Source organism: Streptomyces sp. NPDC048142 (assembly GCF_043202835.1).
Taxonomy (GTDB): domain Bacteria; phylum Actinomycetota; class Actinomycetes; order Streptomycetales; family Streptomycetaceae; genus Streptomyces.
Map to the genome: position 1 here is coordinate 26,834 of NZ_JBIDBC010000042.1, position 26,185 is coordinate 53,018.

Genomic DNA, 26,185 nt, shown 5'->3' on the forward strand with positions numbered 1-26,185 from the left:
CACCTCCGTCACTCGTCCTTGGACGTCAGGGAATGGACGTACGCCTGCCCGTTTCGGCTCCATCGAAAGATGAAATCCGTCCATTGGCCGAGACGCCCCATGTGGGACGGGGTGTCGCGGGCGGAAGCGGAACGGCGCACGGGTGGGTGGTGCGAGGGCGTGCGGCACTCGCACGGGTGGCGAAATCTGATGGCGCTATCACGGTCCGGTGCGGTTGGGTCACCCCATGACAGCAGCTCACCCGCGCCTGGAAAAGGTCACCCCCGACAACGTGCTCACCGCCTGTCGGCTGGAAGTCGCACCCGAACAGCGCGTGTTCGTCTCCCCGGTCGCACAGTCCCTGGCCGAGGCCTATGTGCATCCCGGCATCGCGTGGCCCCGGCTGATCTGTGACGGCGAGCGCGTCGTCGGCTTCGTGATGGCCTTCTTCGACGTGCCGTTCGACTTCGACGCCGGGGTGCCGGACGCACCGCCCCGCTCCGGGCTCTGGCGGCTGTCCGTCGCCGCCGGCGAGCAGGGCCGGGGTTACGGGCGGTTCGCCGTGGGGGCGGTGAACGAGGAGATCCGCCGGCGTGGCGGGACGCTCTCGACCGTGACCTGGCGCTCCGGCGAGGGCGGACCGGAGGAGTTCTACCTCCGGCTCGGCTACCGCGAGCGGGGCCTCACCGAGGACGACGAGCACCTCGGCGACCTGGACCTGACCGGGTGATCAGCTGCCCGGCTGCCCGGCTGCCCGCCTGATCAGCTGAACGGCGGAGCGGCTGCCCAGGTGGCCGGGTGCCGGGCCGACCGGGCGGCCACCCGGCCGGCCCGGGTCCGGGCCGGCCGCGCTGTCCCCCGTACCGCACGGCCGCACTATCCGCCGTACCGCAGATACCTCCGCCGCTTCGCCCGGAACGCCGAGAGGTCCTGCTGCCACGCCCGTACCACCGTGTCGGTGTCCGCGCCCGCGTCGATCATCGTGCGGACCCGGGTGTTCCCGGTGAGCTTGTCGATCCAGTGGTCGGGGCGCCAGGCGAAGCCGCTCCAGGTCCGCTTCGCCGTGACCAGCAGGGCGATCCCGGTGCGGACCGGGTCGAAGACCTCCCGGTCCTGGACGTGCACCTGCACCCCGCCCACCGTCTTCCCCGCGAACTTGGAGAACACCGGCGCGAAGTACGCCTCGCGGAAGGCCACCCCCGGCAGCTCCAGCGCGTTCGCGGCGGCCGCCCAGCGGTGGTCGACGCCCTCCGCGCCCAGCAGCTCGAAGGGGCGCGTGGTGCCCCGGCCCTCGGAGAGGTTCGTACCCTCGAAGAGGCAGGTGCCGGAGTAGACGAGAGCCGTCTCGGGCGTCGGCATGTTCGGGCTCGGCGGCACCCACGGCAGCCCGGTCTCGTCGAAGAAGTCCGAGCGCCGCCACCCGGACATCCTCACCACGTCCAGCCGTACGGGATTCTCGTGCAGGAACTCCGCGTTGAAGAACAGCGCCAGCTCCGCCACCGTCATCCCGTGCGCCTGGGCGATCTCCCGGCGGCCGACGAACGTGGCGAACTCCGGGTCGAGCACCGGCCCCAGCGCCGCCCGCCCGGTCATCGGGTTCGGCCGGTCCAGCACGACGAGCCGTTTGCCCGCGAGCGCGGCCGCCTCCATGCAGTCGTACAGCGTCCAGATGTACGTGTAGAAGCGCGCGCCCGCGTCCTGGATGTCGAAGACGACGGTGTCCACGCCCGAGGCGGTGAAGATGTCCGCGAGCGGCTGCCCGCTCTTGAGGTACGTGTCGTAGACCGGCAGCCCGGTCGCCGGGTCGTCGTAGCGACCCTCGGAGCCGCCCGCCTGCGCGGTGCCCCGGAATCCGTGCTCGGGCCCGAAGACGGCGGTCAGGTTCACCCGCGCGTCCGGATGCATCACGTCGACGATGTGCCGGACACCGGCGGTGACCCCGGTCGGGTTGGTGACGATCCCGGCCTGCTGGCCGCGCAGCAGCCGGTAGCCGTCGGCCGCCAGCCGGTCGAAGCCGGTACGCACCCGGCGGCGGCCGGGCCCGTGGCCGCGTCCGGGGGCGGTCGACGCGGCAGCGGGACCGGTGCCGGCCGCCGTCGCCGCGAGCGCTCCCAGGGCGCCTCCCGCTGCCAGCACACCACGTCGGGACAGGTCCATTCCGCTACCTCCATGATCGTGCCGACTGTCATGGCCGCGCACGCGCACGCTAGCGCGGCCCCGGGCCGCACGGAACGACCCGGGCCGCGCCGATTCCCCCAGCCGTGCCCCGCACTCCTCCCGGGCCCCCGGCCGCACCCTCGCGGCCTCCCCGTCCGGACTTCTCCCACCCCCGTCCGGCCCGTTCGCGACCCTTCCCCGATCACATACCGACCGGTTAGTCTGCCGGTGCAGCCGGATGGGAAGGGCGGGATGACGATGGGTACGGTGCAGGGCGCCGGCGTAGTGGTCACAGGGGCCGGAGGCGGCATCGGAGCCGCTCTGGCCCGCAGGTTCGCCGCCGGGGGAGCGCGGGTGGTCGTCAACGACCTCGATCCCGCCCGGATCGAGCCGCTCGCGGAGGAGATCGGCGGCTTCGCCGTCGCCGGGGACGCCTCGGGCGTCGTGGACGCGGCGCGGGAGGCGCTGGGCGGCACGGTGGACGTCTACTGTGCCAACGCGGGCCTGGCCTCACCCGGTGACGTGTTCGCCGACGAGGAGGTCTGGGCCGCCGCCTGGGACGTCAACGTGATGGCCCACGTCCGCGCGGCCAGGGCCCTCCTGCCGGAGTGGCTGGAGCGCGGCAGCGGCCGTTTCGTCACCACCGCCTCCGCGGCCGGGCTGCTGACGATGATCGGCGCGGCCCCGTACAGCGTCAGCAAGCACGGGGCGGTCGCCTTCGCCGAGTGGCTCTCGCTCACCTACCGCCACCGCGGGGTCAAGGTCCACGCGATCTGCCCGCAGGGCGTGCGCACCGACATGCTCACCGCCGCTGGCTCGGCCGGCGAGCTGGTCCTCGCCCCCGGCGCCATCGAGCCGGACGCCGTCGCCGACGCGCTGTTCGAGGCGATGGACGCCGACCGCTTCCTGGTCCTGCCGCACCCCGAGGTGGCCGGCTACTACCAGGCCCGCGCCGCCGACCCCGACCGGTGGATGGGCCGGATGAACCGCCTCCAGCAGAAATGGGAGACGAGCGGCGCATGAGCGACCAGGCCCCGGGGCTCCGGCCCCCGGCCCTGGCCCACGTGGGCGCGCCCGGCGCGTACCGGGGGAGACGGTCCGGGCGTACATGAGCCGGCGCCCGGGGCTCTCGGCGGAGCCCCGCGAGCCGGGCGCGTACGGCGAGGAACGGCTCGCCGCGTACGCGTATCCGCGCGAGGTGGAGATCCTGGCCGAGCCGCCGAGGACGGCGAGTGGGAAGATCCTCAGGCGGGAACTGCGTTCCCCCCGCTGGAACAGCGTCGAAACAGCGCACGCACGGTACGAAAGGAAGGTGGCGGCTCATGGCCAAGGCGACGGATCAGAACGGCACTCCCGTCCCTCAGAGGCTGCTGGCCGCCGCCACCCGGCTCTTCGCCGAGCGCGGGTACGACCGCACCTCGGTCCAGGAGATCGTCGAGGCGGCGGGCGTCACCAAGGGGGCGCTCTACCACTACTTCGGCTCCAAGGAGGACCTGCTCCAGGAGGTGTACGCCCGGGTGCTGCGGCTCCAGCAGGAGCGCCTGGACGCCGTCGCGGACGCCGAGGCGCCCATCGAGCAGCGGCTGCGCGACGCGGCGGCCGACGTGGTCGTCACGACCATCGACAACCTGGACGACGCGGCGATCTTCTTCCGCTCCATGCACCACCTGAGCCCCGAGAAGAACAAGCAGGTGCGCGTCGAGCGCCGCCGCTACCACGAGCGCTTCCGGGCACTGATCGAGGAGGGCCAGCGCAGCGGCGTGTTCTCCTCGGCCACCCCCGCCGACCTGGTCGTCGACTACCACTTCGGCTCGGTCCACCACCTCTCCACGTGGTACCGCCCGGACGGCCCGCTCAGCCGCCAGGAGGTCGCCGACCACCTCGCGGACCTGCTGCTGCGGGCCCTGCGCCCGTAACGCGGCGGCAGGAGCGCGGGAACCGGGGCCGGGGCCGCCCGCTGGCCCTCCTCGCCGGCCGGGGCGAGGCTGGATGCATGACGTATGCCCTGCCTCCCGATGAGGCGCCAGGGTTCACGGGCGCACCCCTGTCCGTTAATGGAACAGCCTTGTCCGGTTTCCGCTCTTGACGGAGCACGGTCACTTCCTTGAGCATCGGTCACGCATACGCACCTCTGGGCCCCTTGTCCGGGCCCACGCTCCAGGACCCGGCCCGATCACCACGCGGCCGGGGACCCCCCGCACGTTCCGTCAGTCCCCAACGGAATCCGGAGCCCGTGAATGAGACCGAACCGTTTCACCCTGCGCAGATCCCCGGCGGCCGTCGCGGCGGTCGCCCTCGTCGTCGCCCTCGGCGCCGGAGCACCGGCCGCCGCAGCGGCCGGGACGGCGACGCCGGAGGCGGCCGCCGCAGCGGCGCCCGACATCCCGCTGGCAGGCGTCAAGGCCCACCTCACGCGGTTCTCGGCGATCGCCGCGGACAACGGTGGCAACCGCGCCCACGGCCGCCCCGGCTACAAGGCGTCCGTCGACTACGTGAAGGCCGAGCTGGACGCGGCCGGATTCACCACCACGCTCCAGCAGTTCACCGCCAACGGAGCCACCGGCTACAACCTGATAGCCGACTGGCCCGGCGGCGACCCGAACGAGGTCCTGATGGCCGGGGCCCACCTCGACTCGGTCTCCTCCGGCGCCGGGATCAACGACAACGGCTCCGGCTCGGCCGCCGTGCTGGAGACCGCGCTCGCCGTCTCCCGCGCCCAGTACCAGCCCGACAAGCACCTGCGGTTCGCCTGGTGGGGCGCGGAGGAGCTCGGCCTGATCGGCTCGAGGTACTACGTCAACAACCTGCCGTCGACCGAGCGTTCCAAGCTCTCCGGCTATCTCAACTTCGACATGATCGGCTCGCCCAACGCCGGCTACTTCGTCTACGACGACGATCCGGTCATCGAGAAGGCCTTCAAGGACTACTTCGCCGGTATCTCGGTCCCGACCGAGATCGAGACCGAGGGCGACGGCCGCTCCGACCACGCCCCGTTCAAGAACGCCGGCGTCCCCGTCGGCGGGCTGTTCACCGGCGCGGGCTACACCAAGTCCGCCGCCCAGGCGCAGAAGTGGGGCGGGACCGCGGGCCAGGCCTTCGACCGCTGCTACCACTCGTCCTGCGACACCACGGGCAACATCAACGACACCGCCCTGGACCGCAACAGCGACGCCGCCGCTCACGCGATCTGGACCCTGTCCGCCGACGCCGGCGAACCGCCCACCGACGGGGACGAGTTCAGCAACACCACCGATGTCGCCATCCCGGACGCGGGAGCCGCGGTGACCTCGCCGATCGCGGTCACCGGACGGACGGGCAACGCCCCGGCCGCACTTCAGGTGGGCGTCGACATCAAGCACACCTGGCGCGGCGACCTGGTCGTCGATCTGCTGGCGCCGGACGGCACCGCGTACCGGCTGAAGAACTCCAGCGGCGGCGACTCCGCCGACAACGTCATCACGACGTACACGGTCGACGCCTCCAGCGAGGTGGCCAACGGCTCCTGGAAGCTCCGGGTCCAGGACGTCGCCCGGTACGACACCGGCTACATCGACAGCTGGAAGCTCACCTTCTGAGCCCTGCTGTACGAGTACGGGTACGGCTCCGGGTACCAGCACAGCTCCGGGTACCAGTACGGCTCCGGGGCCGGGCAGGAGTACACGTACGCGTACGGGTGCGGCCCTCGTCCTGCGGGGGCCGCACCCCGTTCGTCACACGTACCGCTTGATCTCCCGCCGGGCCAGCGACCGCTGGTGCACCTCGTCGGGCCCGTCCGCCAGCCGCAGCGTCCGCGCCGAGGCCCACAGCTCCGCCAGCGGGAAGTCCTGGCTCACCCCGCCCGCGCCGTACAGCTGCACCGCGGAGTCCAGGATGTCCACCACCGCGCGCGGAGTGGCGATCTTGATCGCCTGGATCTCGGTGTGCGCGCCCTTGTTGCCCACGGTGTCCATCAGCCAGGCCGTCTTCAGCACCAGCAGCCGCAACTGCTCCACCGTGACCCGGGCGTCCGCGATCCAGTTCTGCACGACCCCCTGCTGGGCGAGCGGCTTGCCGAACGCCGTACGCGCCACCGCCCGCCGGCACATCAGCTCGATGGCCCGCTCCGCCATCCCGATCAGCCGCATGCAGTGGTGGATCCGCCCGGGACCCAGCCGCGCCTGGGCGATGGCGAAGCCGCCGCCCTCCTCACCGATCAGGTTCGCCGCGGGCACCCGTACATCGTGGAAGACGACTTCGGCGTGACCGCCGTGTGCGTGGTCCTCGTACCCGTACACCCGCATGGCGCGCCGCACTTCGAGGCCGGGGGTGTCGCGCGGCACCAGGATCATCGACTGCTGGCGGCGGATGTCCTCGCCGTCCGGGTCGGTCTTGCCCATCACGATGAAGACCGCGCAGTCCGGGTTCATCGCCCCGGAGATGTACCACTTGCGGCCGTTGATGACGTAGTGATCACCGTCCCGCGCGATCCGCGTCTCGATGTTCGTCGCGTCCGAGGACGCCACGTCCGGCTCCGTCATCGCGAACGCGGAACGGATCTCCCCGGCGAGCAACGGCTCCAGCCACTGCTTCTTCTGCTCGTCGGTGGCGAACTGGAAGAGCACCTCCATGTTCCCGGTGTCCGGGGCCGCGCAGTTCAGCGCGGTCGGCGCGAGATGCGGGGAGCGCCCGGTGATCTCCGCGAGCGGGGCGTACTGGAGGTTCGTCAGCCCGGCCCCGTACTCCGCGTCGGGCAGGAAGAGGTTCCACAGCCCCCGCCGCCGCGCCTCGGCCTTCAGCTCGCCCACGACCGCCGGGGTGTCCCACGGCGAGGCGAGCAGCGCCCGCTGCTCCTCGGCGACCTGCTCGGCCGGATACACGTGCTCGTCCATGAACGCGAGCAGCCTGCTCCGCAGCTCCTCGGTACGGGCGTCGAATGCGAAGTCCATGGGATTCAGCCTTCCTGGAGGGTGGTGAGGCCGTGCTCGATGAAGACGGGGACCAGGTCGCCGATCCGGTCGAAGCCCGCGCCGACGGTCCGGCCGAGCGTGTAGCGGTAGTGGATGCCCTCCAGGATCACGGCGAGCTTGAACCACGCGAACGCGGTGTACCAGGAGATGGCGGAGGCGTCCCGGCCCGAACGGGCCGCGTAGCGCTCGATCAGCTCGGCGGGCGACGGATGCCCGGCCGCGCCGCTGGTGGTGGAGACCGGCGACTCCGGCAGACCGAGGTCGGAGCTGTACATCACGAGCAGCCCGAGGTCGGTCAGCGGATCGCCGAGCGTGGACATCTCCCAGTCGAGGACGGCCTTGATCCGGTCGTCAGAGCCGAGCAGCACGTTGTCCAGGCGGTAGTCGCCGTGGACGACGGTGGGCGCGGGGGAGGAGGGCAGCGCGCGGCCGAGGGAGGCGTGCAGCTCGTCGATGCCGGGCAGCTCACGGTCGCGGGAGGCGTCCAGCTGCTTGCCCCAGCGCCGCAGCTGCCGGTCCAGGAAGCCGTCCGGCCGCCCGAAGTCCCCGAGCCCCACCGCGTGAGGGTCAACGGCGTGCAGGTCGACCAGGGTGTCGACGAGCCCGAGGACCGCCGCCCGGGTGCGCTCGGGGCCCAGCGGGGCGAGCTGCTCGGCGGTGCGGTAGGGAGTGCCCTCGACGTACTCCATCACGTAGAAGGGCGCGCCGGTCACCGAGTCGTCCTCGCAGAGCAGCAGCGGCTCCGGCACGGGGACGGCGGTGGGGTGCAGGCCGCTGATCACCCGGTGCTCGCGCGTCATGTCGTGCGCGGTGGCCAGCACATGGCCGAGTGGAGGCCTGCGCACCACCCACCGGCCCGTCCCGTCGCTGACGACGTACGTGAGGTTCGAACGGCCGCCCTCGATCAGCCGTGCTTCGAGGGGTCCGCTCACCAGCCCCGGCCGCTCTCGGTCGAGATGGGCACGCAGCAGCTCCGGGTCGAGACCTGGTGGGGGGACTGGGCTCATGGTGCCTACCTCCGGGGCGACGGAACGATCGGGAACCATGATGCCGACCAGTCGGTATGTCGTCCAGTGCCTGCCCGGATCCGATGGCCGGCCTGCGACGGCCACTACCCCCGGCAGACCGAGGGCGTCATCAGCGAGTGCCACACCTTCACCGGCGGCCGGCCGACCCGCACCGGGTGACGCCGGCGGTCCCGCGCCGGTGACGCAGACAAGTCCCGCGCCGGTGAGATGGCCGGGCACACGACCGTACTCCCTGAGTTGCGGCGATCCTGACCTGCGCCGAAGGTCGAGGGATGAAGGCGATCAGCTACAGCGCGTACGGTTCCGCCGACGTCATGGAGTACGGCGAGCGGCCCGACCCCAAGGTCGGCCCCGACTCGGTCCTGGTGAAGGTACGGGCCGCCGCCGTCAACCCGGTCGACTGGAAGGCCCGTGAGGGCTACCTCCAAGGGGGCCTCGAAGCCGTCTTCCCGGTGATCCCCGGCTGGGACGTCTCCGGGGTCGTCGTGCAACCGGGCGTCGCGGTCGACGAGTTCGCGGTGGGCGACGAGGTCATCGGCTACGTACGCGAGGACTTCCTCTCACGCGGTACGTTCGCCGAGTACGTCGCCGCCCCCGTGCGCACCCTCGCCCGCAAGCCCCTGAGCCTGAGCTTCGAGGAGGCGGCGGGCCTGCCGCTGGCCGGGCTGACCGCGTACCAGGTGCTGCACCGCACCCTGAAGGTCCGCGACGGCGAGACCGTCCTGGTCCACGCGGCGGCCGGCGGCGTCGGATCGCTCGCCGTCCAGATCGCCCGGCACACCGGCTGCCGGGTGATCGGCACCGCGAGCCCCCGCAACCACGAGCACCTGCGCAGCCTCGGCGCGGAGCCGGTGGAGTACGGCGAAGGACTCGTCGACCGGCTGCGCGAACTGGTCCCGGACGGCTTCGACGCCTCCTTCGACACGGTGGGCGGCGACGCGCTGCGCGCCTCCGCCGACACCCTCGCCCCGGGCGGCCGGCTCGCCTCCATCGCGGACAGCGAGGTCTTCTCCTACGGCGGCCGCTACGCCTTCGTGCGCCCCGACGCGAACGACCTGGCCCAGGTCGCGGAACTGGCCGAGCGGGGCATCGTCACCGTCCATGTGGACCGGGTGTTCCCGCTGGAACAGGCCGCCGACGCGTACCGGCTCAACCAGGAAGGACGAACCCGCGGCAAGATCGTGGTGACGGTGGACTGGGACACCTGAGCAGTCCGGGACGGTTGAGCGGTCCGAGATGCCTGAGCGGTCCGGGACGGTTGAGCGGTCCGGGACACCTGAGCGGTCCGGGACGGTTGAGCAGTCCGGGACGCCTGAGCGGTCCGGGACGCCGAGAGGGCCGACCGGCTCGGGCGGGCCCGGAGAGCGGCCTCGGGTTCAGAACAGCATCGCCGCCGCGAACACCGCCAGCGCCATCGTGCACAGCGTCGCCGTCAGCGCACCGCGCGGCGCGAGCGACGCCGGCCGCGCCACCCCCAGCCACAGAATCCGGCGGTGGGCCACCACCAGGAACCCCAGCCAGGCCAGCGCGCTCAGCGACACCGCGATCAGCGCGGCCGGGGTCGCCCCGCGGTGCAGCGCCTGCCGCACCGCGAGCAGCGCGACGACCGTCGCGGACAGCGTCGTGCGCCGCCAGGCCAGCCGCGTCCGCTCGGGCTGCAGTCCGGGATCCCGGTCCGCCGCCGCCGTCACACGCCCTCCCAGCCGAGGAGGACCACCACCACCATCGCCACGGCGACGACGGCGACCACGAGACTCAGCAGCGTCGGGAACCGGGACACCGGCAGGTCCTCGCCCCGCCGCATCGCCCGCTCGCACCGCACCCAGTGGTTGACCGCCCGCAGCGCGCAGAGCACCCCGGCGGTCAGCAGCCCGAGCGCGAGTCCGGCCCGGATGCCCCACGCCAGCTCCGGCAGGAACTGATCGACGGCGAAACCCCCGCCGATCAGGGCCAGAGCCGTCCGGATCCAGGCCAGGAAGGTCCGCTCGTTGGCCAGCGAGAACCGGTAGTCGGGGGTGTCCCCCTCCTCCCGGATCCGCTGCGGCGCGAACCACAGCCGTACGCTCTGCGCGATCTTGTTCACATGTGCACCCTAAGTCCTCACGTTCGGATCAGACGGACCGGAACCTCTGCAGCCGCCGGTACGCCTCCACCCCGTCGGGCACCCAGGGCCACACCCCGAGACGCTCCTCCAGCTCCGCGTCGTCCAGGAACGTGTGCCAGGCGACCTCCTCGGCCTGCGGGGCCACCGGTAGCTCGCACCGCACCTGGTAGACGGCGGACCACCAGGTGTGCTCGGCGTCGGCATAGAGGAACCGGAACAGCGGTTCGGGCCGCGGCAGCCCCGAGACCCCCAGCTCCTCCTCCGCCTCGCGCAGCGCCGCCTCGTCGTAGGACTCGCCCGCGCCCACCACTCCGCCGACGAACATGTCGTAGCGCGAGGGGAAGACCAGCTTCGTGGGCGTACGCCGGTGGACGAAGACCCGCCCTTCGGCATCGCGCGCCTCGATGAAGACACAGCGGTGGCGCAGCCCCCGCGCGGTCGCCTCACCGCGCGGAGCCTGCCCGATGACCTCGTCGTTCTCGTCGACGATGTCCAGAATCTCTTCGGAGGGCGTCATACGTTTCATCCAACAGCACCCGGACGGTTGACGTGGATCCGGTGGGTATCCAAGATCTGACGCACGGGTAACGTGAACGTTTCTCCGCCCCTGAGTCACCCCGAACAGGATGGAACCCATGGCGTACGACGCTGATGTGATCGTGATCGGGGCAGGACTCGCCGGGCTCGTGGCCACCGCCGAACTGGTCGACGCCGGCCGTTCCGTGATCGTCCTCGACCAGGAGCCCGAGCAGTCCATCGGCGGCCAGGCGCACTGGTCCTTCGGCGGCCTCTTCTTCGTCGACTCGCCCGAACAGCGCCGGCTGCGGATCAAGGACAGCCGGGAGCTGGCCCTCCAGGACTGGTTCGGCACGGCCGGCTTCGACCGCGAGACGGAGGACCGCTGGCCGCGGAAGTGGGCCGAGGCGTACGTCGACTTCGCCGCCGGTGAGAAGCGTTCCTGGCTGCACCGGCAGGGGCTGCGCATCTTCCCGGTCGTCGGCTGGGCGGAACGCGGCGGCTACGACGCGCTCGGCCACGGCAACTCCGTACCCCGCTTCCACATCACCTGGGGCACCGGCCCCGGCGTCGTCGCCCCCTTCGAGCGGCGGGTCCGCGAGGGCGTCGCCAAGGGGCTCGTCCAGCTGAGGTTCCGTCACCGTGTCACCGGCCTCGCCCGCACCGCCGGGGCGCTCGACACGGTCACCGGCGAGATCCTGGAGCCCAGCGCGGCTGCTCGCGGCACGGCGAGCAGCCGGGCGGCCACCGCATCCTTCGAGCTGAAGGCCCAGGCGGTGATCGTCACCTCCGGCGGCATCGGCGGCAACCACGACCTGGTCCGCGCGCAGTGGCCCGAGCGCCTCGGCACTCCGCCCGAGAAGATGCTGTCCGGGGTGCCCGCGCACGTCGACGGGCTGATGCTCGGCATCGCCGAGAAGGCGGGCGCGCACCACATCAACCGCGACCGGATGTGGCACTACACCGAGGGCATCGAGAACTGGAACCCGATCTGGGCCGAGCACGGCATCCGGATCCTGCCCGGCCCCTCGTCCCTCTGGCTGGACGCGCGCGGCAAGCGGCTGCCGGTCCCGCTCTTCCCGGGCTTCGACACGCTCGGCACCCTCGAACACATCATGGGCTCCGGGCACGGCTACACCTGGTTCGTGCTCAACCAGCGGATCATCGGCAAGGAGTTCGCACTCTCCGGCTCCGAGCAGAACCCCGACCTGACCGGCAAGTCGGTCCGGGACGTGATCGGCCGGGCCCGCGCGGACGTGCCCGCGCCGGTGAAGGCGTTCATGGACCACGGTGTGGACTTCGTCGTCGAGAAGGACCTCGGCGCGCTGGTCCGGGGCATGAACGCGGTCACGGGGCAGGACCTCATCGACGAGGAGAGCCTGCGCCGCGAGATCACCGCCCGCGACCGTGAGATCGCCAACCCCTTCACCAAGGACCTCCAGGTCACCGCGATCCACGGGGCCCGCGCCTATCTGGGCGACCGCCTGATCCGCACCGCGAAACCGCACCGTGTCCTGGACCCGGCGGCGGGCCCGCTCATCGCCGTCCGCCTCAACATCCTCACCCGCAAGTCCCTGGGCGGCCTGGAGACGGACCTGTCCTCCCGCGTCCTGACCGCCGGGGGCGCCCCGCTCCCCGGCCTGTACGCGGCGGGCGAGGCAGCGGGCTTCGGCGGCGGCGGCGTCCACGGCTACCGCTCCCTGGAGGGCACGTTTCTCGGCGGCTGCATCTTCTCGGGCCGGGCGGCGGGCCGGGCGGCGGCGGAAGCGACGGCGTAACCACACGTTCAAGCCCCTCCGGCGATGGTCCGAGGAGTGGGGCCCGGGGCGGATCCCCGGGGTCAGTCCAGCCGTTCGACCACCCGGAACCGCTCAGCCACGATCATCGTCCCGTCGTTCACCGTGAACGACGGATCCCCCATCGCCTCCCGCATCTCCGCGCTGTGCCAGAACGCCTCGTGCCCCGCCCGCCACTGCGCCACCGAGGTGTACCCCTCGCCCTCGTCCAGCGCGTGCTGCAGATCGACGGCCCCCAGCGGCAGCACCCGTACCTCGGTCATCTCGATGACCGCGACCTCGCGGCCGTCCGAGTCGATCAGCGCGGAGCGTTCGCCCACCGGCGGCAACTCCTCCTGCTCCAGCTCGTATTCGCACAGCAACCCGGTCGTGGAAACCTTCTCGCCGGCCAGGACCGCCGCCACCAGCTGATCGCGCAACGGCCCGGGAAAGGCGAGCAGGAAAGGGCCGAGGGGTTCGCGAGGTTCCATGCCCTCAGTGTGCCAGGCGTCGCCCCGGCCCGCCCTTCCCGCCCGCACGCTGCGCCGATGCCCCCACGGTCCGACCAGATCAAGCCAACTGGCCGGTGGACCGGAGCAGTTACCGGACAACGCCCCTTGACGTGGGGCGTTGCCTACCGCTTTGCTGTGCGCGATCATCTGCTCGCACACCGCATCGAAAGAAGCCTGCGGCATGCCCCCGCCTCCGCCGCCCCTGGGCCGCTCCCGACGTCGGGGCAGCCGCCCGGACCATGTCTTCGATCCGGCCCTCGACGACGACGAACTCATCGCCGTACGGTGGCAGTTCGCCCAGGGCAGATGGTCCGAGGCCCGCACCCTGCTGGTGGGCACCGGGCGGGACTGGGACCGCCGCGGACATCGGTTCCTGGCGCTGGCCGAGATCTCGTCCGCCGTGGACTGGGCCGGTGACTGGCTGCTCGTCGAACCCGAGAGCGCGGATGCCGCCACCCTGCTCGGCTGCGCCCGGGTCGCCCGCGCGCTGCGGCCCAAGGCCAGGGCGAACGACGCCGCCCGCGCCCGGGAAGCCTGCCTGGCCGCCGCCCGCCTCACCCCCGAGGACCCCACCCCCTGGCTCGCGCTGCTCCTCCTGGACCGGGGCCGCGACGACGGCGCGGACGAGACCGGCAGGCTCTTCGAGGAGGTGCGCTCCCGCCACCCGGACCATCACCACGCCCACCACGTGATGACCGCTCTGCTGGCCGAGAGCAACCCCGCCAGCGGCCACGACCCCCTCCACGAGGTGTACGACTTCGCCGCCTGGGCCGCCGAACTGGCCCCCGCCGACTCCCCGCTGGCCGTGCTCCCGGTCGTCGCCCACACCGAGCGCTACCGCGTCCTGGTCGCCGCCGGCCTCGAGCCCGACGACCCGGCGGTCTCCGTGCACTGGTCCGGCCGCCGGTCCCGCCAGGTGATGAAGGCCGCCTTCGACTGGTGGCTGGAATGGGAGCGCGAGGACCACCCGCGCCACCGCATCGACCTCAACTTCCTGGCGCACGCCAAGGTCTGCGAGGGACGGCCCGCCGAGGCCGCCGCCCTCTTCCACCGCATCGGCCCGTACGCCACCGCCGCGCCCTGGTCGTACTCCGGCCGGGAGCCCCACGCCGCGTTCACCGCCGCGCGCGCCTACGCGCTCGGCACCCCGTGAAGCACGAAGGGCACCACCCCACCACGAAGAAGGGACCCATTCCGCCATGTCGAGGGGCAGTTCACTTTCCAGCGAGACCGGCACCACGAGGGGGACGGCCGATACCGGCGGGATCAACACCTACAAGGGCGAGGAACGCGCCCTGCGCGCGAACCGGCTCGGCACCTCCGGCCTCCTGCTCTCGGTGGTCGCGGCCAGCGCCCCCCTGATGGTGGTCGCCGGAGTGATGCCCACCGTCTTCGGCGTGATGGGCATCGTCGGCCAGCCGCTGCTCTACATCATCCTGGGCGTCGTCCTGATGCTGTTCGGCGTCGGTTACGCGGAGATGAGCCGGCACGTCCACAACGCCGGCGCGATCTACGCGTACATCGCCCGCGGGCTCGGCCCGACCGCCGGCGCCGGCGCCTCGCTGGTGGCGCTGGTGGCGTACAGCGCGATGCAGGTCGGCATCTACGGCATCCTCGGCTTCGAGGTCTCCGGCATCTTCGCCGCTTACCTCGACATCGAGCTGGCGTGGTGGGTACCGGCCCTGTTCGCGGCGGGCGTCGTCGGTGTCCTCGGCTGGCTGAAGATCGACCTCAACGCCAAGGTGCTCGGCGTCCTGCTGGTCATCGAGTGCGCCCTCGTCGTGATCTTCGACATCGCCGCGGTGAGCAAGCCGGGCCCCGAGGGCCTGTCGCTGCACGCCTTCAACCCCGAGACCCTCACCGGCGCCGGGCTCGGCACCGCGCTCTGCTTCTGCATCGCCGCGTTCGTCGGCTTCGAGCAGGCCCCGGTGTACGCGGAGGAGACCAGCCGCCCGCAGATCGTGGTGTCCCGGGTGATGTTCCTCGCGGTGGGCTACGCCGCCCTGTTCCTGGCGGTCAGCTCCTGGGCCGTGACCGTCGCCGCCGGACCCGGCTCCATCGCCGACACCTCCCTCAAGGAGGGCCCCGGCATGCTGTTCGGCCTCACCGAGGAGCGGCTCGGCTCCACCTTCACCGACGTCCTGCACATCCTCTTCGTCACCGGGATGTTCGCCGCGCTCCTCAGCTTCCACAACGTCGTGGCCCGCTACGCGTTCGCGATGGGGCGCGAGGGCCTGCTGCCCGCCCGCTTCGGCCGCACCAACCGGGCGAGCGGCGCCCCCGGCACCGGCTCGCTGCTCCAGACCGCCGTCTCCGTCGTGATCGTGCTGGCCTTCGCCCTCACCGACGACAACCGGGTCGGCGACCCCACCGCTCCCGTCCTGCGGCTGTTCACCTGGATGGGCAACGTCGGGGCGCTCGGCATCATCCTGCTGATGGCCGCCGCCTCCTTCGCCGTCATCGCCTTCTTCGTCAAGCGCGGCGCGGGCCGTGCGCAGGCACCGCGCCTGGTGGCATCCGGCCTCGCCGGAATCGCGCTCCTGTCGATCGCCGTCCTCACCGTCCGCGACTTCGACGTCCTCGTCGGATCGGGACCCGGCTCGGCCCTCGACTGGCTGCTGCCGGGCGTGATCATCCTCGCGCTCGTCGGCGGCCTCGTGTACGGGGCGGTGCTGCGCTCGGTCAAGCCCGAGGTGCACGCCCGCATCGGCCTCGGCAACGAGGCGTTCCAGCTGGAGAAGGCCGCCGAGAGCGAGTCGGCCCGCCACTGACCGGCTCCCCGGGGCCCGCGAGGTCTTACCGAACGATGACGGGCACCCGCGTTCCCTGGTGACAGGGGAGTGCGGGTGCTCGAATGGCCGGGTGGACAACCGCCCGAGCGATACCGAAGGCGCCCCCGTGGGCCGCCGCCTCGTCCTGTCCGTGCTGGGACTGGGCGCCGCCGCCGTGGCGGCTGCGCCGCTGCTCCAGCGAGGCATGGAGAGCGGCCTCGGCGCGCTCGCCGACAAGGACCCGACCGGGCTGACGGGGCTGCTGCCCAACGGCGGCGGGTTCCGCTACTACTCCGTCGCCTCCTCCGTGCCGAAGAAGGGACCCGCCGACTACCGCCTCACCGTCGACGGACTCGTCGCCCGCCCCTCCACGTACACCCTGTCCGATCTGCGGGCCCTGCCGCAGACCAGGATGGTCCGGGACGTCCAGTGCGTCACCGGCTGGCGCGTCCCCGACACCCCCTTCGAGGGCGTCAGGCTCTCCGAGATCCTCGACGCGGCCGGGGTGCGCCCCGGCGCGAAGGCCGTCCGCTTCACCTGCTTCGACGGCGTCTACAGCGAGAGCCTCACCCTGGACCAGGCCCGCCGCCCCGACGTGCTGGTCGCCCTGCGCATGCAGGACCGGGGCCTGACCCACACGCACGGCGGGCCCGTCCGTCTGTACGTGGCCCCGATGTACTTCTACAAGTCGGCGAAATGGCTCTCCGGGATCACCGTCACCGACGCGGTCCGGCCCGGCTACTGGGAGGAGCTCGGCTATGACGTCGACGCCTGGGTGGGACGGTCCAACGGCCGCGATGACACCCCCACCGTCTGAACCGGCCCCCCGGGTGCACCGGTTCGGCCCGGCGCAGCGCTGGGTGCACCGGACGACGTCCTGGCTCGTGCTCCTCTGCGTGGCGACCGCGGCCTGCCTGTACGTGCCCCAGCTGGCCGAACTCGTCGGCCGCCGCCGGCTCGTGGTGACCGTCCACGAATGGTCGGGCCTGCTCGTCCCCGTACCGCTGCTGCTCGGCCTGGCCTCCCGCGAGCTGCGCGTCGACCTGACCCGGCTCAACCGGTTCGGGCCGCACGACCGGCGCTGGCTGCGGGCGGTGCGCCGCCGCGACCACCGGGCGTCGGCCCGGCCCGCGGGCAAGTTCAACGCGGGCCAGAAGCTCTACGCGTCGTGGATCGCCGGGGCGCTCCTGGTGATGCTCGGCACCGGGCTGCTGATGTGGTTCACCTCGCTGGCGCCCCTGGTGGTACGCACGGGAGCCACCTTCGTCCACGACTGGCTGGCCCTCGCCATCGGCGTCGTGCTGGCCGGTCACCTCGCGATGGCGTACGCCGATCCCGAGGCGCGGCGCGGTATGCGGACCGGGTCGGTCGACCCTCACTGGGCGCGGACCGAGCACCGGCTGTGGCAGCCGGAAGAGGGCCGGTCCCCCGCACCCTCCCGGGCGGGCGACCGGCCCCCCCGGGGAGTCCGGAACGTAGGGCCTCCCGTTCGGATCATGCCGGGCTCGCCCGATCCGAACGAGCGGCCCGGCGGCCGTGCGCTACAGCAACAGCGACAGCAGCAGGATGAAGGCCATGGCCACCACGGAGATGATCGTCTCCATCACCGACCAGGTCTTCACCGTCTGGCCGACGTCCATGCCGAAGTACTCCTTCACCAGCCAGAACCCGGCGTCGTTCACATGGCTGAAGAAGAGCGAACCGGCGCCGACGGCCAGCACCAGCAGGGCCGCGTGCGAGGTCGACATGGAGGCGGCCAGCGGGGCGACCAGGCCGGCGGCGGAGATGGTGGCGACCGTGGCCGATCCGGTGGCGAGGCGGATCGCGACGGCGATCAGCCAGCCGAGCAGCAGGGCGGGTATCGACCAGTCCTCGGAGAACTCCAGGATCATCCGGCCCACCCCGGCGTCGATCAGCGTCTGCTTGAAACCGCCGCCCGCGCCGACGATGAGCAGGATCCCGGCGATCGGGGCGAGGGACTTCTCCACGGTGCCGGCGAGCCGGTCCCTGGTGAACCCGGCGGCCCGGCCGAGCGTGAACATCCCGACGAGGACGGCCGCGAGCAGGGCGATCAGCGGCGAGCCGACGACCGCGGTGACCTTCTGGAGACCGTTCTCGGGGTCGTCGACCACGATCTCGACGAGCGCGTTCAGCAGCATCAGGACGACCGGCAGCAGGATGGTCGCCAGGGTCGCGCCGAAGCTCGGACGGCGGTCCAGGTCCTCGGACGGCCGCTGCGGAATCATGTTCTCCGGCGGCTTGACGTCCACCCAGCGCGCGGCGTAGCGGGAGAACACCGGACCGGCGATGATCACCGTCGGGATGGCGACCAGCACGCCGAGCGCCAGCGTCACGCCGAGGTTGGCGTCCAGGGCGTCGATCGCGACCAGCGGGCCGGGGTGCGGCGGGATCAGCCCGTGCATCACGGAGAGACCGGCCAGCGCGGGGATGCCGATCCGCATCAGGGAGTAGTTGCCGCGCTTGGCGACGAGCAGGACGACCGGGATCATCAGCACGATCCCGACCTCGAAGAACAGCGGCAGACCGATGATCGAGGCGATCAGGACCATCGCCCAGGGCATGGCCCGGCCGCCGGCCCTCGCCAGGATGGTGTCGACGACCTGGTCGGCCCCGCCCGAGTCGGCGAGCAGTTTGCCGAGGATGGCGCCGAGCGCGATCAGGACGCCCACGCCCGCGACGGTGGAGCCCAGACCCGCGGTGAAGCTGAGAATCGTGTCGGCCGGGGCGGCTCCGGCGAAGGAGCCGAGCGCCAGCGAACCGATGGTCAGTGCCAGGAACGCGTGCATCCTGACCTTGGTGATGAGAAGAACGATGACGGCGATGCCCGCCAGGACGGCGATGCCCAACTGGGCGTTGCCTGCCGAGGTGATCGGTTCGGCGGCGTCCGCTGCCAGCGTCTCGACGCTGAGACTGGTCACGGTGATGGTCCTTAGGTATCGAGCCGGCGCAGCGCGGCGACGGCTCGCCGGGTGATTTCCTCAGGGGTGCCGGACACGTCGACGCTCACCCCGGCCTCGTCGGCCTGGAGCGGCTGCAGCGCCGCGAACTGCGAGTCGAGCAGCGCGGTGGGCATGAAGTGGCCCTTGCGGTCCGCCATCCGCTCCTCGATCAGCGCCCGGTCACCGGTCAGCTGCAGGAAGACGGCGTCCGGCGCCCCCTCCCGCAGCCGGTCCCGGTAGACCCGCTTGAGCGCGGAGCTGGAGACGACCCCGCCGAGCCCCGCCCGCCCGTGCGCCCATGCGCCGATGGCGTCCAGCCAGGGCCACCGGTCCTCGTCGTCCAGCGGGGTGCCGGCCGACATCTTGGCGATGTTCGCCGCGGGGTGGAAGTCGTCGCCCTCGGCGTACGGAACGCCGAGTTCGGCGGCGAGCAGGGGACCGATCGTGGTCTTGCCGGTTCCTGCTACGCCCATCACCACGACGACGTGGGGGGTGCTCATGGGGGGTGCCGTGTTCATAGGGGTGTCTCGCTGTCTTCTTCGACATCGGTCCGTCGCGCTACTGAAACCCATTAGGTACGACGTATTCAAGAGTCTGTGATGTAAACGTCGTACTTTTTCTTCCCGGAGGCCTGCCCGTAGGCTTGACCCATGACCACACAGGGCCAGGGACTGCATACACATGTGCTGGACACCCTGGGTCTGGAGATCTCCTCCGGCCAGTGCCCGCCCGGCAGCGTCCTGCGCACCGACGAGCTCGCCCAGCGCTTCGACGTCTCCCGTACGGTCGTCCGCGAAGTGGTCCGGGTCCTGGAATCGATGCACCTGGTGGAATCCCGCCGCCGCGTCGGCGTGACCGTCCGCCCCACCGAGACCTGGAACGTCTACGACCCCCAGGTCATCCGCTGGCGCCTCGCCGGCGCCGACCGCCCGCGCCAGCTGCGCTCCCTCACCGTGCTGCGCTCCGCGGTCGAACCCGTCGCCGCCGGCCTCGCCGCCCGCCACGCCACCGCCGAACAGTGCGCCGAGCTCACCGAACGCGCCCTCGGCATGGTCGCCACCTCGCGCGGCCGCCAGCTGGAGGGCTACCTCGAACACGACATCGCCTTCCACCGGATCGTCCTCAACGCCTCGGGCAACGAGATGTTCGCCCGGCTCGGTGACGTCGTCGCCGAGGTGCTCGCGGGCCGCACCCACCACCAGGTGATGTTCGAGGACCCCGACCCGGCCGCCGTCACCCTGCACGTCCGGCTCGCCGAGGCGGTCCGCGAGGGCGACCCGGCGGCCGCCGAACGGATCACCAAGGAGATCGCGGTCGGCGCCCTGCACGAGCTGGACGTCCTCGCCCCCTAGGGCCTGTCGTCCAACTGTCGTCTGCCGGGCGACGCCTGGCACGCACGCTCGCGGTGTTGCCGAAATGCCCTAGTAGCTCCTTCCCCAAGCTCTCAGCTTCGTTCGAGCAGGGGAGGCCCCATCCGAGACCATTCCGGCGCCTTGCGATCGCACGCACCATGCGCCGCCCGGCCGCCCTTCGGGCGACGACGGCAGTTGGACGACAGGCCCTAGAGCCTTCCGCGCGATGCGGCGCGGAACCCGCCCCGGGCGTACGGTTGTCCGCGTTCGATCTTCGCGAAAGCTCAGGAGCAGGGAGAGCACGGTTATGGCGCAGCAGGTGCAAGGGGTCATCGCACCGGGGAAGAACGAGCCGGTCAGGGTCGAGACGATTCAGATCCCGGACCCCGGACCCGGCGAGGCCGTCGTGAAGATCCAGGCGTGCGGCGTCTGCCACACCGACCTGCACTACCAGCAGGGCGGCATCAACGACGAGTTCCCCTTCCTCCTGGGCCACGAGGCCGCGGGCGTCGTGGAGTCGGTCGGCGCGGGCGTCACGGACGTCGCCCCCGGCGACTTCGTCATCCTCAACTGGCGTGCCGTGTGCGGTCAGTGCCGGGCCTGCCTGCGCGGCCGCCCCTGGTACTGCTTCGACACCCACAACGCGAAGCAGAAGATGACGCTGCTCGACGGCACGGAGCTGTCGCCCGCCCTGGGCATCGGCGCCTTCGCCGAGAAGACCCTCGTCGCCTCCGGCCAGTGCACCAAGGTCGACCCCGAGGTCTCCCCGGCCGTCGCCGGACTGCTCGGCTGCGGTGTCATGGCGGGCATCGGCGCCGCCATCAACACCGGCCAGGTCGGCCGCGGCGACTCGGTCGCCGTGATCGGCTGCGGCGGCGTCGGCGACGCGGCCGTCGCCGGATCCCGGCTGGCCGGCGCGGCGAAGATCATCGCGGTCGACATCGACGACCGCAAGCTGGAGACGGCGAAGAGGATGGGCGCCACCCACACCGTCAACTCCCGCTCCACCGACCCCGTCGAGGCCATCCGCGCCCTCACCGACGGCAACGGCGCCGACGTCGTCATCGAGGCCGTCGGCCGCCCGGAGACCTACCAGCAGGCCTTCTACGCCCGCGACCTCGCCGGAACGGTCGTCCTCGTCGGCGTCCCCACCCCGGACATGAAGCTCGAACTGCCGCTCCTGGACGTCTTCGGCCGCGGCGGCTCGCTCAAGTCCTCCTGGTACGGCGACTGCCTGCCCTCCCGCGACTTCCCGATGCTCGTCGACCTCCACCAGCAGGGCCGCCTCGACCTCGCGGCCTTCGTCACCGAGACCATCGGCCTGGGAGACATCGAGCAGGCCTTCGCCCGGATGCACGACGGCGACGTCCTGCGCTCGGTGGTGGTCCTCTGATGGCCGCCCGCATCGACCACCTGGTCACCTCCGGCACCTTCGCCCTCGACGGCGGCGAGTGGGACGTCGACAACAACGTCTGGATCGTCGGCGACGACACCGAGGCGATCGTCATCGACGCCGCCCACGACGCCGCCGCCATCGAGGCCGCGCTCGGCGGCCGGACGCTGCGCGCCATCGTCTGCACCCACGCGCACAACGACCACATCGACGCCGCCCCCGCCCTCGCGGACGCCACCGGCGCCCCGGTCCTCCTCCACCCGGACGACCTCCCGCTCTGGCAGCGCACCCACCCGGACCGCGCCCCCGACGGCACCCTGACCGACGGCCAGGAACTGGAGATCGCCGGCACCACCCTCACGGTCCTGCACACCCCGGGCCACGCCCCCGGCGCGGTCTGCCTGTACGCCCCCGGCCTCGGCACCGTCTTCACCGGGGACACGCTCTTCCACGGCGGCCCCGGCGCCACCGGCCGGTCCTTCTCGCACTTCCCGACGATCATCGACTCGATCAGGGACCGGCTGCTCACCCTGCCGGGCGACACGGCCGTCCGCACCGGCCACGGAGACCCCACCTCGATCGGCGCGGAGGCCCCGGGCCTCGACGACTGGATCAAGCGCGGCCACTGACGGACGCGTACGTCACCGATCCGGCCAGGCGGAGAGCCGCAGCCCGCTCTCGAAGCGCCGCGGCTCCCCGCTGACCGGATCGGCGAACTCCAGCACCCGCGCCAGCAGCTGGAGGGGCCGTGAGAAGTCATCGGGGGAAGCCTCCGCCGCCACCACCGGATACAGCGGATCGTGGACGATCGGCAGCCCCAGGGCGTTCATATGGACCCGCAGCTGATGCGTCCGCCCGGTGGCGGGCAGCAGCCGGTAGCGCCCGAGCGGCCCCCGGTGCTCCACCAGCTCCACCCGGCTCTCACTGTTCGCCTCGCCCGCCTCCTGACGGGCGGCGAGCACCCCGCGCTCCTTCACGATCCGGCTCCGCACGGTCCGGGGGAGCGGAACGCCGGGATCGTACGGGGCCACCGCCTCGTACTCCTTGCGCACCAGCCGGTCCCGGAACAGCGTCTGGTACGCGCCCCGGTCCTCGGGCCGCACCACCAGCAGCACGAGCCCCGCGGTCAGCCGGTCCAGCCGGTGCGCGGGCTGCAACGCGGGCAGGTCCAGCTCCCGCCGCAGCCGGGCCACCGCGGTCTCGGTGATGTGCCGCCCCCGGGGCACGGTCGCCAGGAAATGCGGCTTGTCGGCGACCACCAGGCGCTCGTCCCGGTACACGACCCCGACCGGGAAGGGCACCGGCTCCTCCGGCGCGAAGTCCCGGTGGAACCAGAGATACCGCCCGGCGGCGTACGGCTCCCCGCCCCGCACGGCGACCCCGTCGGCCCCCACGAACCGCCCGGCATCGAGCATCTCCACCACCCGGCCCGCCCCGACCGCCCCGCCGAAGCGCGCGACCAGATGCTCCCCGACGCACCCCCAGGCCCCACCCGGATCCTCCGGCAACCGCACCCGCACCGCGTCGATCCCGTCCCGCTGGGGAAGCGGAGAGGCGGGCGGCTTCCTGCGGCCCCTCATGGTGGCACCTCTCCGTCGTGGTCCGGTCACGCAAAAGAGCCCCACCGAAGTGGGGCTCCTGCTGGTGTCCGAGGGGGGACTTGAACCCCCACGCCCGATAAAGGGCACTAGCACCTCAAGCTAGCGCGTCTGCCATTCCGCCACCCGGACAAGGTGTCTGTCTCGCGGGCCCGTGCCCGTTCCGACGTGGAAAACCATAGCAAACTTTCAGGGGTGCTCGATCACGCCCCGATGGCTGTGAACGGTGCGTGAGGGGGACGCGCGGCCTTGGGTGTACGCCGTGGGCGCGGGAGGATGAGCAGGGAGCACCACAGCGACAGTGGAAGGAACCAGCGTGAGCGAGAGCAGCACGGGCAGGGCCGTCACCGGCGGCAACGCCGAGAGGGAGGTCGTCGACCTCTGTCGTGACCTGATCCGGATCGACACCAGCAACTACGGCGACCACTCGGGCCCCGGTGAGCGGCTCGCGGCCGAGTACGTCGCGGAGAAGCTCGCGGAGGTCGGCCTGGAGCCGCAGATCTTCGAGTCGCACAAGGGGCGGGCCTCCACCGTCGCCCGGATCGAGGGTGAGGACCCCTCCCGCCCGGCGCTCCTCATCCACGGGCACACCGACGTCGTCCCGGCCAATGCGGCGGACTGGACGCACGACCCGTTCTCCGGGGAGATCGCGGACGGCTGCGTCTGGGGCCGGGGCGCGGTCGACATGAAGGACATGGACGCGATGACCCTCGCGGTCGTCCGTGAGCGGATGCGCACCGGCCGCAAGCCCCCGCGCGACATCGTGCTCGCCTTCCTCGCGGACGAGGAGGCCGGCGGGACGTACGGGGCGCGCTACCTCGTCGACCACCACCCCGGGCTCTTCGAGGGCGTCACCGAGGCGATCAGCGAGGTCGGCGGCTTCTCCTTCACCGTCAACGAGAACCTGCGGCTGTATCTGGTGGAGACGGCCCAGAAGGGCATGCACTGGATGAAGCTCACCGTGGACGGCACCGCCGGGCACGGCTCGATGATCCACAAGGACAACGCCATCACCGAGCTGTCCGAGGCGGTCGGGCGGCTGGGCCGGCACAAGTTCCCGGTGCGGGTCACCAAGACGCTGCGGCACTTCCTGGACGAGCTCTCGGACGCGCTGGGCACCGAGCTGGACCCGGAGAACATGGACGAGACGCTCGCCAAGCTCGGCGGCATCGCCAAGCTCATCGGAGCCTCCCTCCAGAACACCGCCAACCCCACGCAGCTCGTCGCCGGCTACAAGGTCAACGTCATCCCGGGCCAGGCGACCGCCCACGTCGACGGCCGCTACCTGCCGGGGTACGAGGAGGAGTTCCTCGCCGATCTGGACCGGATCCTCGGCCCCAACGTGCGCCGCGAGGACGTGCACGCGGACAAGGCCCTGGAGACCACCTTCGACGGCGCCCTGGTCGACGCCATGCAGACCGCGCTGGTCGCCGAGGACCCGATCGCCCGTGCCGTGCCGTACATGCTCTCGGCCGGCACCGACGCCAAGTCCTTCGACGACCTGGGCATCCGGGGCTTCGGATTCGCCCCGCTGAAGCTGCCGCCGGAGCTGGACTTCGCCGGGATGTTCCACGGTGTCGACGAGCGGGTACCGGTCGACGGTCTGCAGTTCGGCGTGCGAGTGCTCGACCGGTTCATCGATCATTCCTGACCGTCCGTGACCGATGAGCCATCGATTCGTCCACCTGTACGGACATGTCCGAACGAGTGAAACGGGCCGTTCACACGTAGCCCCGCCCCAGCCTCCTCGTTACAAGGTTTGCGGTCCGCGGCTGGGACCGCATTTCCAACTAGGAGGAATAATGATCAAGAAGGTCGTCGCAGTTGCGGCTGCTACGGGTGGCCTCGTTCTCGCGGGTGCGGGCATGGCTTCCGCCGACGCGGGCGCCCAGGGTGCTGCCATCGGCAGCCCCGGCGTGCTCTCCGGCAACGTCGTCCAGGTCCCGGTCCACGTGCCGATCAACGTGTGCGGCAACACGGTCTCCGTGATCGGTCTGCTGAACCCCGCCTTCGGCAACACCTGCGTCAACGCCTGACGTTGAACGTCAGCCCGTAAGGGTTTGAGCTCGACCGGTCCCGGAGTGCACTCCATGCACTCCGGGACCGTTCGGCATTCGGCTCCCGCACGTTCATGTCCGGGGGTTTTTCGGAAGCCAGAAGGCAGGAAACGAACCTATGCGACAGGTCACTCGTAAAGGCCTGATCACCATGGCGGCGGCGGGCGGAGTGCTCGCGCTCAGTGGCGGATACGCCCATGCCGACTCCGGGGCGGCCGGTACCGCCTCCGGCTCGCCGGGCGTGCTGTCCGGCAACTCGGTGCAGGTCCCGATCGACATCCCGGTCAACGTCTGCGGCAACTCCGCCAGCGTCGGCGGACTGCTCAACCCCGCCAGCGGAAACGACTGCGGAAACGGATCAGCGGAATCCGGCCGCTCGGCCGACCGCTCCGGGGACCACTCGGCCGCCTCGGAGACCCGCTCGGTCCCCGACGGCTCCGGCAACGGCGCCAGGGCCGGCGACACCACGGCCTCGGACCGGGCCGGCGACACCACGGCCTCGGACCGGACCTCCGAGCCCGGCACCGGCCGTCACCGGGACACGGGCGGCGGCGCCACGGCCGAAGGGACCGCCCAGGGCTCGCCCGGCATCCTCTCCGGCAACGCGATCCAGGCGCCGATCGACATCCCCGTGAACCTCTGCGGGAACAGCGTCACCATCGGCGGACTGCTGAACCCCGCCTTCGGCAACAGCTGCTCCAACGACGCGGAGGTTCCGCCCCCGCCGCCCGAGGTCCCTCCGGTCGCGCCGGAGACGCCGGTCACCCCGCCGGTCGAGCAGCCGCCCGAGGCGAACGCTCCCGAGACCCAGCATTTCCCCCAGGAGCAGCTCGCCCAGACCGGTGGGGGCGGTCTCGAACTGCTCATTCCGGCCGGCGCCGGTCTGCTGCTCGCCGGTGTGGGATCGGTTCTCTACCGCCGCTCGCGCAGCGCCGCCTGACAGTGAGGATGTACGTGAGCGTTCCCCGGCGGGGTCTGACCCACCGCCTGACTGACTCAGGGTCCTCAACGGGATGTGTCGGCTCTGTCCGGGGACG

25 protein-coding genes, 1 tRNA gene and 2 pseudogenes are annotated in these 26,185 nt (G+C 71.7%); 17 read left to right on the forward strand and 11 right to left on the reverse strand.

The genetic code is table 11. From position 1 onward, the window contains the following. Positions 1-226: 226 nt before the first annotated feature. Entirely contained in the window at positions 227-709 is a 483-nt protein-coding gene (locus ACGF2Y_RS33155; RefSeq protein WP_392955103.1) for a GNAT family N-acetyltransferase, read from the forward strand. 146 nt (positions 710-855) lie between these two features. On the opposite strand, the gene ACGF2Y_RS33160 is transcribed toward ACGF2Y_RS33155, so the two are convergent. Then, the gene (locus ACGF2Y_RS33160; RefSeq protein WP_392955105.1) at positions 856-2,136 is read right to left on the reverse strand and encodes an exo-beta-N-acetylmuramidase NamZ domain-containing protein; all 1,281 of its coding nucleotides are present in this window, start codon (positions 2,134-2,136) and stop codon (positions 856-858) included. A gap of 252 nt (positions 2,137-2,388) precedes the next feature. On the opposite strand from ACGF2Y_RS33160, the gene ACGF2Y_RS33165 reads away from it, so the two are divergent. From ACGF2Y_RS33165 to ACGF2Y_RS33180, 4 genes and pseudogenes are all read left to right on the forward strand, one after another. Next, a complete protein-coding gene (locus ACGF2Y_RS33165) occupies positions 2,389-3,159 on the forward strand; it encodes an SDR family oxidoreductase (RefSeq protein ID WP_392955107.1) in 771 nt (256 codons plus the stop codon). A gap of 41 nt (positions 3,160-3,200) precedes the next feature. Further along, positions 3,201-3,406, forward strand: a pseudogene (locus tag ACGF2Y_RS33170) (long-chain fatty acid--CoA ligase); the annotation flags it as partial. A gap of 52 nt (positions 3,407-3,458) precedes the next feature. Continuing rightward, positions 3,459-4,052 (forward strand): TetR/AcrR family transcriptional regulator, encoded by a 594-nt coding sequence (locus ACGF2Y_RS33175; protein WP_392955109.1) that lies wholly within the window; start codon positions 3,459-3,461, stop codon positions 4,050-4,052. Between the two features lie 321 nt (positions 4,053-4,373). Further along, entirely contained in the window at positions 4,374-5,711 is a 1,338-nt protein-coding gene (locus ACGF2Y_RS33180; protein ID WP_392955111.1) for a M28 family metallopeptidase, read from the forward strand. 135 nt (positions 5,712-5,846) lie between these two features. Here the strand turns inward: ACGF2Y_RS33180 and ACGF2Y_RS33185 are convergent, their stop codons facing one another. Together ACGF2Y_RS33185 and ACGF2Y_RS33190 are read right to left on the reverse strand one after the other, a co-directional pair. Beyond that, positions 5,847-7,061, reverse strand: coding sequence for an acyl-CoA dehydrogenase family protein (locus ACGF2Y_RS33185; protein WP_392955113.1), 1,215 nt, complete (start codon positions 7,059-7,061; stop codon positions 5,847-5,849). A gap of 5 nt (positions 7,062-7,066) precedes the next feature. After that, the gene (locus ACGF2Y_RS33190; RefSeq protein ID WP_392955115.1) at positions 7,067-8,089 is read right to left on the reverse strand and encodes a phosphotransferase family protein; all 1,023 of its coding nucleotides are present in this window, start codon (positions 8,087-8,089) and stop codon (positions 7,067-7,069) included. A 293-nt stretch (positions 8,090-8,382) separates the two neighbouring features. Between ACGF2Y_RS33190 and ACGF2Y_RS33195 the strand changes: the two genes are divergently transcribed. Then, positions 8,383-9,318, forward strand: coding sequence for an NADP-dependent oxidoreductase (locus ACGF2Y_RS33195; protein WP_392955117.1), 936 nt, complete (start codon positions 8,383-8,385; stop codon positions 9,316-9,318). Between the two features lie 168 nt (positions 9,319-9,486). On the opposite strand, the gene ACGF2Y_RS33200 is transcribed toward ACGF2Y_RS33195, so the two are convergent. Genes ACGF2Y_RS33200 through ACGF2Y_RS33210 form a run of 3 tightly spaced genes read right to left on the reverse strand, consistent with a single transcriptional unit; the run spans position 9,487 to position 10,731 of the window. Continuing rightward, positions 9,487-9,801: a DUF202 domain-containing protein gene (locus ACGF2Y_RS33200; protein WP_392955119.1), complete on the reverse strand. Its 315-nt coding sequence runs from the start codon at positions 9,799-9,801 to the stop codon at positions 9,487-9,489. Next, positions 9,798-10,193, reverse strand: a complete 396-nt coding sequence (locus ACGF2Y_RS33205) for a YidH family protein (RefSeq protein ID WP_392955120.1) — start codon at positions 10,191-10,193, stop codon at positions 9,798-9,800. The genes ACGF2Y_RS33200 and ACGF2Y_RS33205 overlap by 4 nt, the downstream gene beginning before the upstream one ends. 28 nt (positions 10,194-10,221) lie before the next feature. Continuing rightward, positions 10,222-10,731 carry an NUDIX domain-containing protein gene (locus ACGF2Y_RS33210; RefSeq protein ID WP_392955122.1) on the reverse strand — a complete coding sequence of 170 codons (510 nt, stop codon included), beginning with the start codon at positions 10,729-10,731 and terminating at the stop codon, positions 10,222-10,224. 118 nt (positions 10,732-10,849) lie between these two features. On the opposite strand from ACGF2Y_RS33210, the gene ACGF2Y_RS33215 reads away from it, so the two are divergent. Further along, entirely contained in the window at positions 10,850-12,508 is a 1,659-nt protein-coding gene (locus ACGF2Y_RS33215; protein ID WP_392955124.1) for an FAD-binding dehydrogenase, read from the forward strand. A gap of 62 nt (positions 12,509-12,570) precedes the next feature. Here ACGF2Y_RS33215 and ACGF2Y_RS33220 read toward each other — a convergent pair whose 3' ends face one another. After that, positions 12,571-12,996: an ASCH domain-containing protein gene (locus ACGF2Y_RS33220; protein WP_392955126.1), complete on the reverse strand. Its 426-nt coding sequence runs from the start codon at positions 12,994-12,996 to the stop codon at positions 12,571-12,573. 202 nt (positions 12,997-13,198) lie between these two features. Here ACGF2Y_RS33220 and ACGF2Y_RS33225 point away from each other — a divergent pair, with 202 nt between their 5' ends. The 4 genes and pseudogenes from ACGF2Y_RS33225 to ACGF2Y_RS33240 form a co-directional block, all read left to right on the forward strand. Then, a complete protein-coding gene (locus ACGF2Y_RS33225) occupies positions 13,199-14,170 on the forward strand; it encodes a hypothetical protein (RefSeq protein ID WP_392955128.1) in 972 nt (323 codons plus the stop codon). Between the two features lie 46 nt (positions 14,171-14,216). Beyond that, positions 14,217-15,788 (forward strand): APC family permease, encoded by a 1,572-nt coding sequence (locus tag ACGF2Y_RS33230; RefSeq protein WP_392955130.1) that lies wholly within the window; start codon positions 14,217-14,219, stop codon positions 15,786-15,788. 91 nt (positions 15,789-15,879) lie between these two features. Next, positions 15,880-16,605 (forward strand): molybdopterin-dependent oxidoreductase, encoded by a 726-nt coding sequence (locus tag ACGF2Y_RS33235; protein ID WP_392955132.1) that lies wholly within the window; start codon positions 15,880-15,882, stop codon positions 16,603-16,605. Next, positions 16,586-17,206: pseudogene (locus tag ACGF2Y_RS33240) on the forward strand (cytochrome b/b6 domain-containing protein); the annotation flags it as partial. The gene ACGF2Y_RS33235 and the pseudogene ACGF2Y_RS33240, both read left to right, overlap by 20 nt. Positions 17,207-17,329: 123 nt before the next feature. Here the strand turns inward: ACGF2Y_RS33240 and ACGF2Y_RS33245 are convergent. Next, positions 17,330-18,727 (reverse strand): GntP family permease, encoded by a 1,398-nt coding sequence (locus tag ACGF2Y_RS33245; protein WP_392955134.1) that lies wholly within the window; start codon positions 18,725-18,727, stop codon positions 17,330-17,332. A gap of 11 nt (positions 18,728-18,738) precedes the next feature. Next, positions 18,739-19,248, reverse strand: a complete 510-nt coding sequence (locus ACGF2Y_RS33250; protein WP_392955136.1) for a gluconokinase — start codon at positions 19,246-19,248, stop codon at positions 18,739-18,741. A 150-nt stretch (positions 19,249-19,398) separates the two neighbouring features. On the opposite strand from ACGF2Y_RS33250, the gene ACGF2Y_RS33255 reads away from it, so the two are divergent. The 3 genes from ACGF2Y_RS33255 (at position 19,399) to ACGF2Y_RS33265 (ending at position 22,122) form a co-directional block, all read left to right on the forward strand. Further along, positions 19,399-20,100 (forward strand): FadR/GntR family transcriptional regulator, encoded by a 702-nt coding sequence (locus ACGF2Y_RS33255; protein WP_392955138.1) that lies wholly within the window; start codon positions 19,399-19,401, stop codon positions 20,098-20,100. Between the two features lie 307 nt (positions 20,101-20,407). Further along, positions 20,408-21,493, forward strand: coding sequence for an S-(hydroxymethyl)mycothiol dehydrogenase (locus ACGF2Y_RS33260; protein ID WP_392955140.1), 1,086 nt, complete (start codon positions 20,408-20,410; stop codon positions 21,491-21,493). After that, on the forward strand, positions 21,493-22,122 hold the full coding sequence (locus ACGF2Y_RS33265; RefSeq protein ID WP_392955142.1) for an MBL fold metallo-hydrolase: 630 nt from the start codon (positions 21,493-21,495) through the stop codon (positions 22,120-22,122). The genes ACGF2Y_RS33260 and ACGF2Y_RS33265 overlap by 1 nt, the downstream gene beginning before the upstream one ends. Before the next feature lie 12 nt (positions 22,123-22,134). Here ACGF2Y_RS33265 and ACGF2Y_RS33270 read toward each other — a convergent pair whose 3' ends face one another. Together ACGF2Y_RS33270 and ACGF2Y_RS33275 are read right to left on the reverse strand one after the other, a co-directional pair. After that, positions 22,135-23,073 carry an RluA family pseudouridine synthase gene (locus ACGF2Y_RS33270; protein WP_392955144.1) on the reverse strand — a complete coding sequence of 313 codons (939 nt, stop codon included), beginning with the start codon at positions 23,071-23,073 and terminating at the stop codon, positions 22,135-22,137. Between the two features lie 62 nt (positions 23,074-23,135). Then, positions 23,136-23,223, reverse strand: a tRNA-Leu gene (locus tag ACGF2Y_RS33275). A gap of 184 nt (positions 23,224-23,407) precedes the next feature. Between ACGF2Y_RS33275 and ACGF2Y_RS33280 the strand changes: the two genes are divergently transcribed. The 3 genes from ACGF2Y_RS33280 (at position 23,408) to ACGF2Y_RS33290 (ending at position 26,088) form a co-directional block, all read left to right on the forward strand. Then, on the forward strand, positions 23,408-24,742 hold the full coding sequence (locus tag ACGF2Y_RS33280; protein WP_392955146.1) for a M20/M25/M40 family metallo-hydrolase: 1,335 nt from the start codon (positions 23,408-23,410) through the stop codon (positions 24,740-24,742). A 151-nt stretch (positions 24,743-24,893) separates the two neighbouring features. Beyond that, positions 24,894-25,127 (forward strand): chaplin ChpH, encoded by a 234-nt coding sequence (gene chpH / locus ACGF2Y_RS33285; protein WP_003970136.1) that lies wholly within the window; start codon positions 24,894-24,896, stop codon positions 25,125-25,127. A 139-nt stretch (positions 25,128-25,266) separates the two neighbouring features. After that, positions 25,267-26,088 (forward strand): chaplin, encoded by an 822-nt coding sequence (locus ACGF2Y_RS33290; RefSeq protein ID WP_392955149.1) that lies wholly within the window; start codon positions 25,267-25,269, stop codon positions 26,086-26,088. The last annotated feature ends 97 nt before the right edge of the window (positions 26,089-26,185 follow it).

Coding starts and splice junctions, on each gene's coding strand:
- ACGF2Y_RS33190 (WP_392955115.1), bottom strand. CDS start 8,089: ATGAGCCCAGTCCCCCCACCAGGTCTCGACCCGGAGCTGCTGCGTGCC.
- ACGF2Y_RS33225 (WP_392955128.1), top strand. CDS start 13,199: ATGCCCCCGCCTCCGCCGCCCCTGGGCCGCTCCCGACGTCGGGGCAGC.
- ACGF2Y_RS33260 (WP_392955140.1), top strand. CDS start 20,408: ATGGCGCAGCAGGTGCAAGGGGTCATCGCACCGGGGAAGAACGAGCCG.
- chpH (WP_003970136.1), top strand. CDS start 24,894: ATGATCAAGAAGGTCGTCGCAGTTGCGGCTGCTACGGGTGGCCTCGTT.
- ACGF2Y_RS33290 (WP_392955149.1), top strand. CDS start 25,267: ATGCGACAGGTCACTCGTAAAGGCCTGATCACCATGGCGGCGGCGGGC.
- ACGF2Y_RS33265 (WP_392955142.1), top strand. CDS start 21,493: ATGGCCGCCCGCATCGACCACCTGGTCACCTCCGGCACCTTCGCCCTC.
- ACGF2Y_RS33185 (WP_392955113.1), bottom strand. CDS start 7,061: ATGGACTTCGCATTCGACGCCCGTACCGAGGAGCTGCGGAGCAGGCTG.
- ACGF2Y_RS33215 (WP_392955124.1), top strand. CDS start 10,850: ATGGCGTACGACGCTGATGTGATCGTGATCGGGGCAGGACTCGCCGGG.
- ACGF2Y_RS33155 (WP_392955103.1), top strand. CDS start 227: ATGACAGCAGCTCACCCGCGCCTGGAAAAGGTCACCCCCGACAACGTG.
- ACGF2Y_RS33220 (WP_392955126.1), bottom strand. CDS start 12,996: ATGGAACCTCGCGAACCCCTCGGCCCTTTCCTGCTCGCCTTTCCCGGG.
- ACGF2Y_RS33175 (WP_392955109.1), top strand. CDS start 3,459: ATGGCCAAGGCGACGGATCAGAACGGCACTCCCGTCCCTCAGAGGCTG.
- ACGF2Y_RS33160 (WP_392955105.1), bottom strand. CDS start 2,136: ATGGACCTGTCCCGACGTGGTGTGCTGGCAGCGGGAGGCGCCCTGGGA.
- ACGF2Y_RS33230 (WP_392955130.1), top strand. CDS start 14,217: ATGTCGAGGGGCAGTTCACTTTCCAGCGAGACCGGCACCACGAGGGGG.
- ACGF2Y_RS33195 (WP_392955117.1), top strand. CDS start 8,383: ATGAAGGCGATCAGCTACAGCGCGTACGGTTCCGCCGACGTCATGGAG.
- ACGF2Y_RS33210 (WP_392955122.1), bottom strand. CDS start 10,731: ATGACGCCCTCCGAAGAGATTCTGGACATCGTCGACGAGAACGACGAG.
- ACGF2Y_RS33255 (WP_392955138.1), top strand. CDS start 19,399: ATGACCACACAGGGCCAGGGACTGCATACACATGTGCTGGACACCCTG.
- ACGF2Y_RS33165 (WP_392955107.1), top strand. CDS start 2,389: ATGACGATGGGTACGGTGCAGGGCGCCGGCGTAGTGGTCACAGGGGCC.
- ACGF2Y_RS33180 (WP_392955111.1), top strand. CDS start 4,374: ATGAGACCGAACCGTTTCACCCTGCGCAGATCCCCGGCGGCCGTCGCG.
- ACGF2Y_RS33250 (WP_392955136.1), bottom strand. CDS start 19,248: ATGAGCACCCCCCACGTCGTCGTGGTGATGGGCGTAGCAGGAACCGGC.
- ACGF2Y_RS33270 (WP_392955144.1), bottom strand. CDS start 23,073: ATGAGGGGCCGCAGGAAGCCGCCCGCCTCTCCGCTTCCCCAGCGGGAC.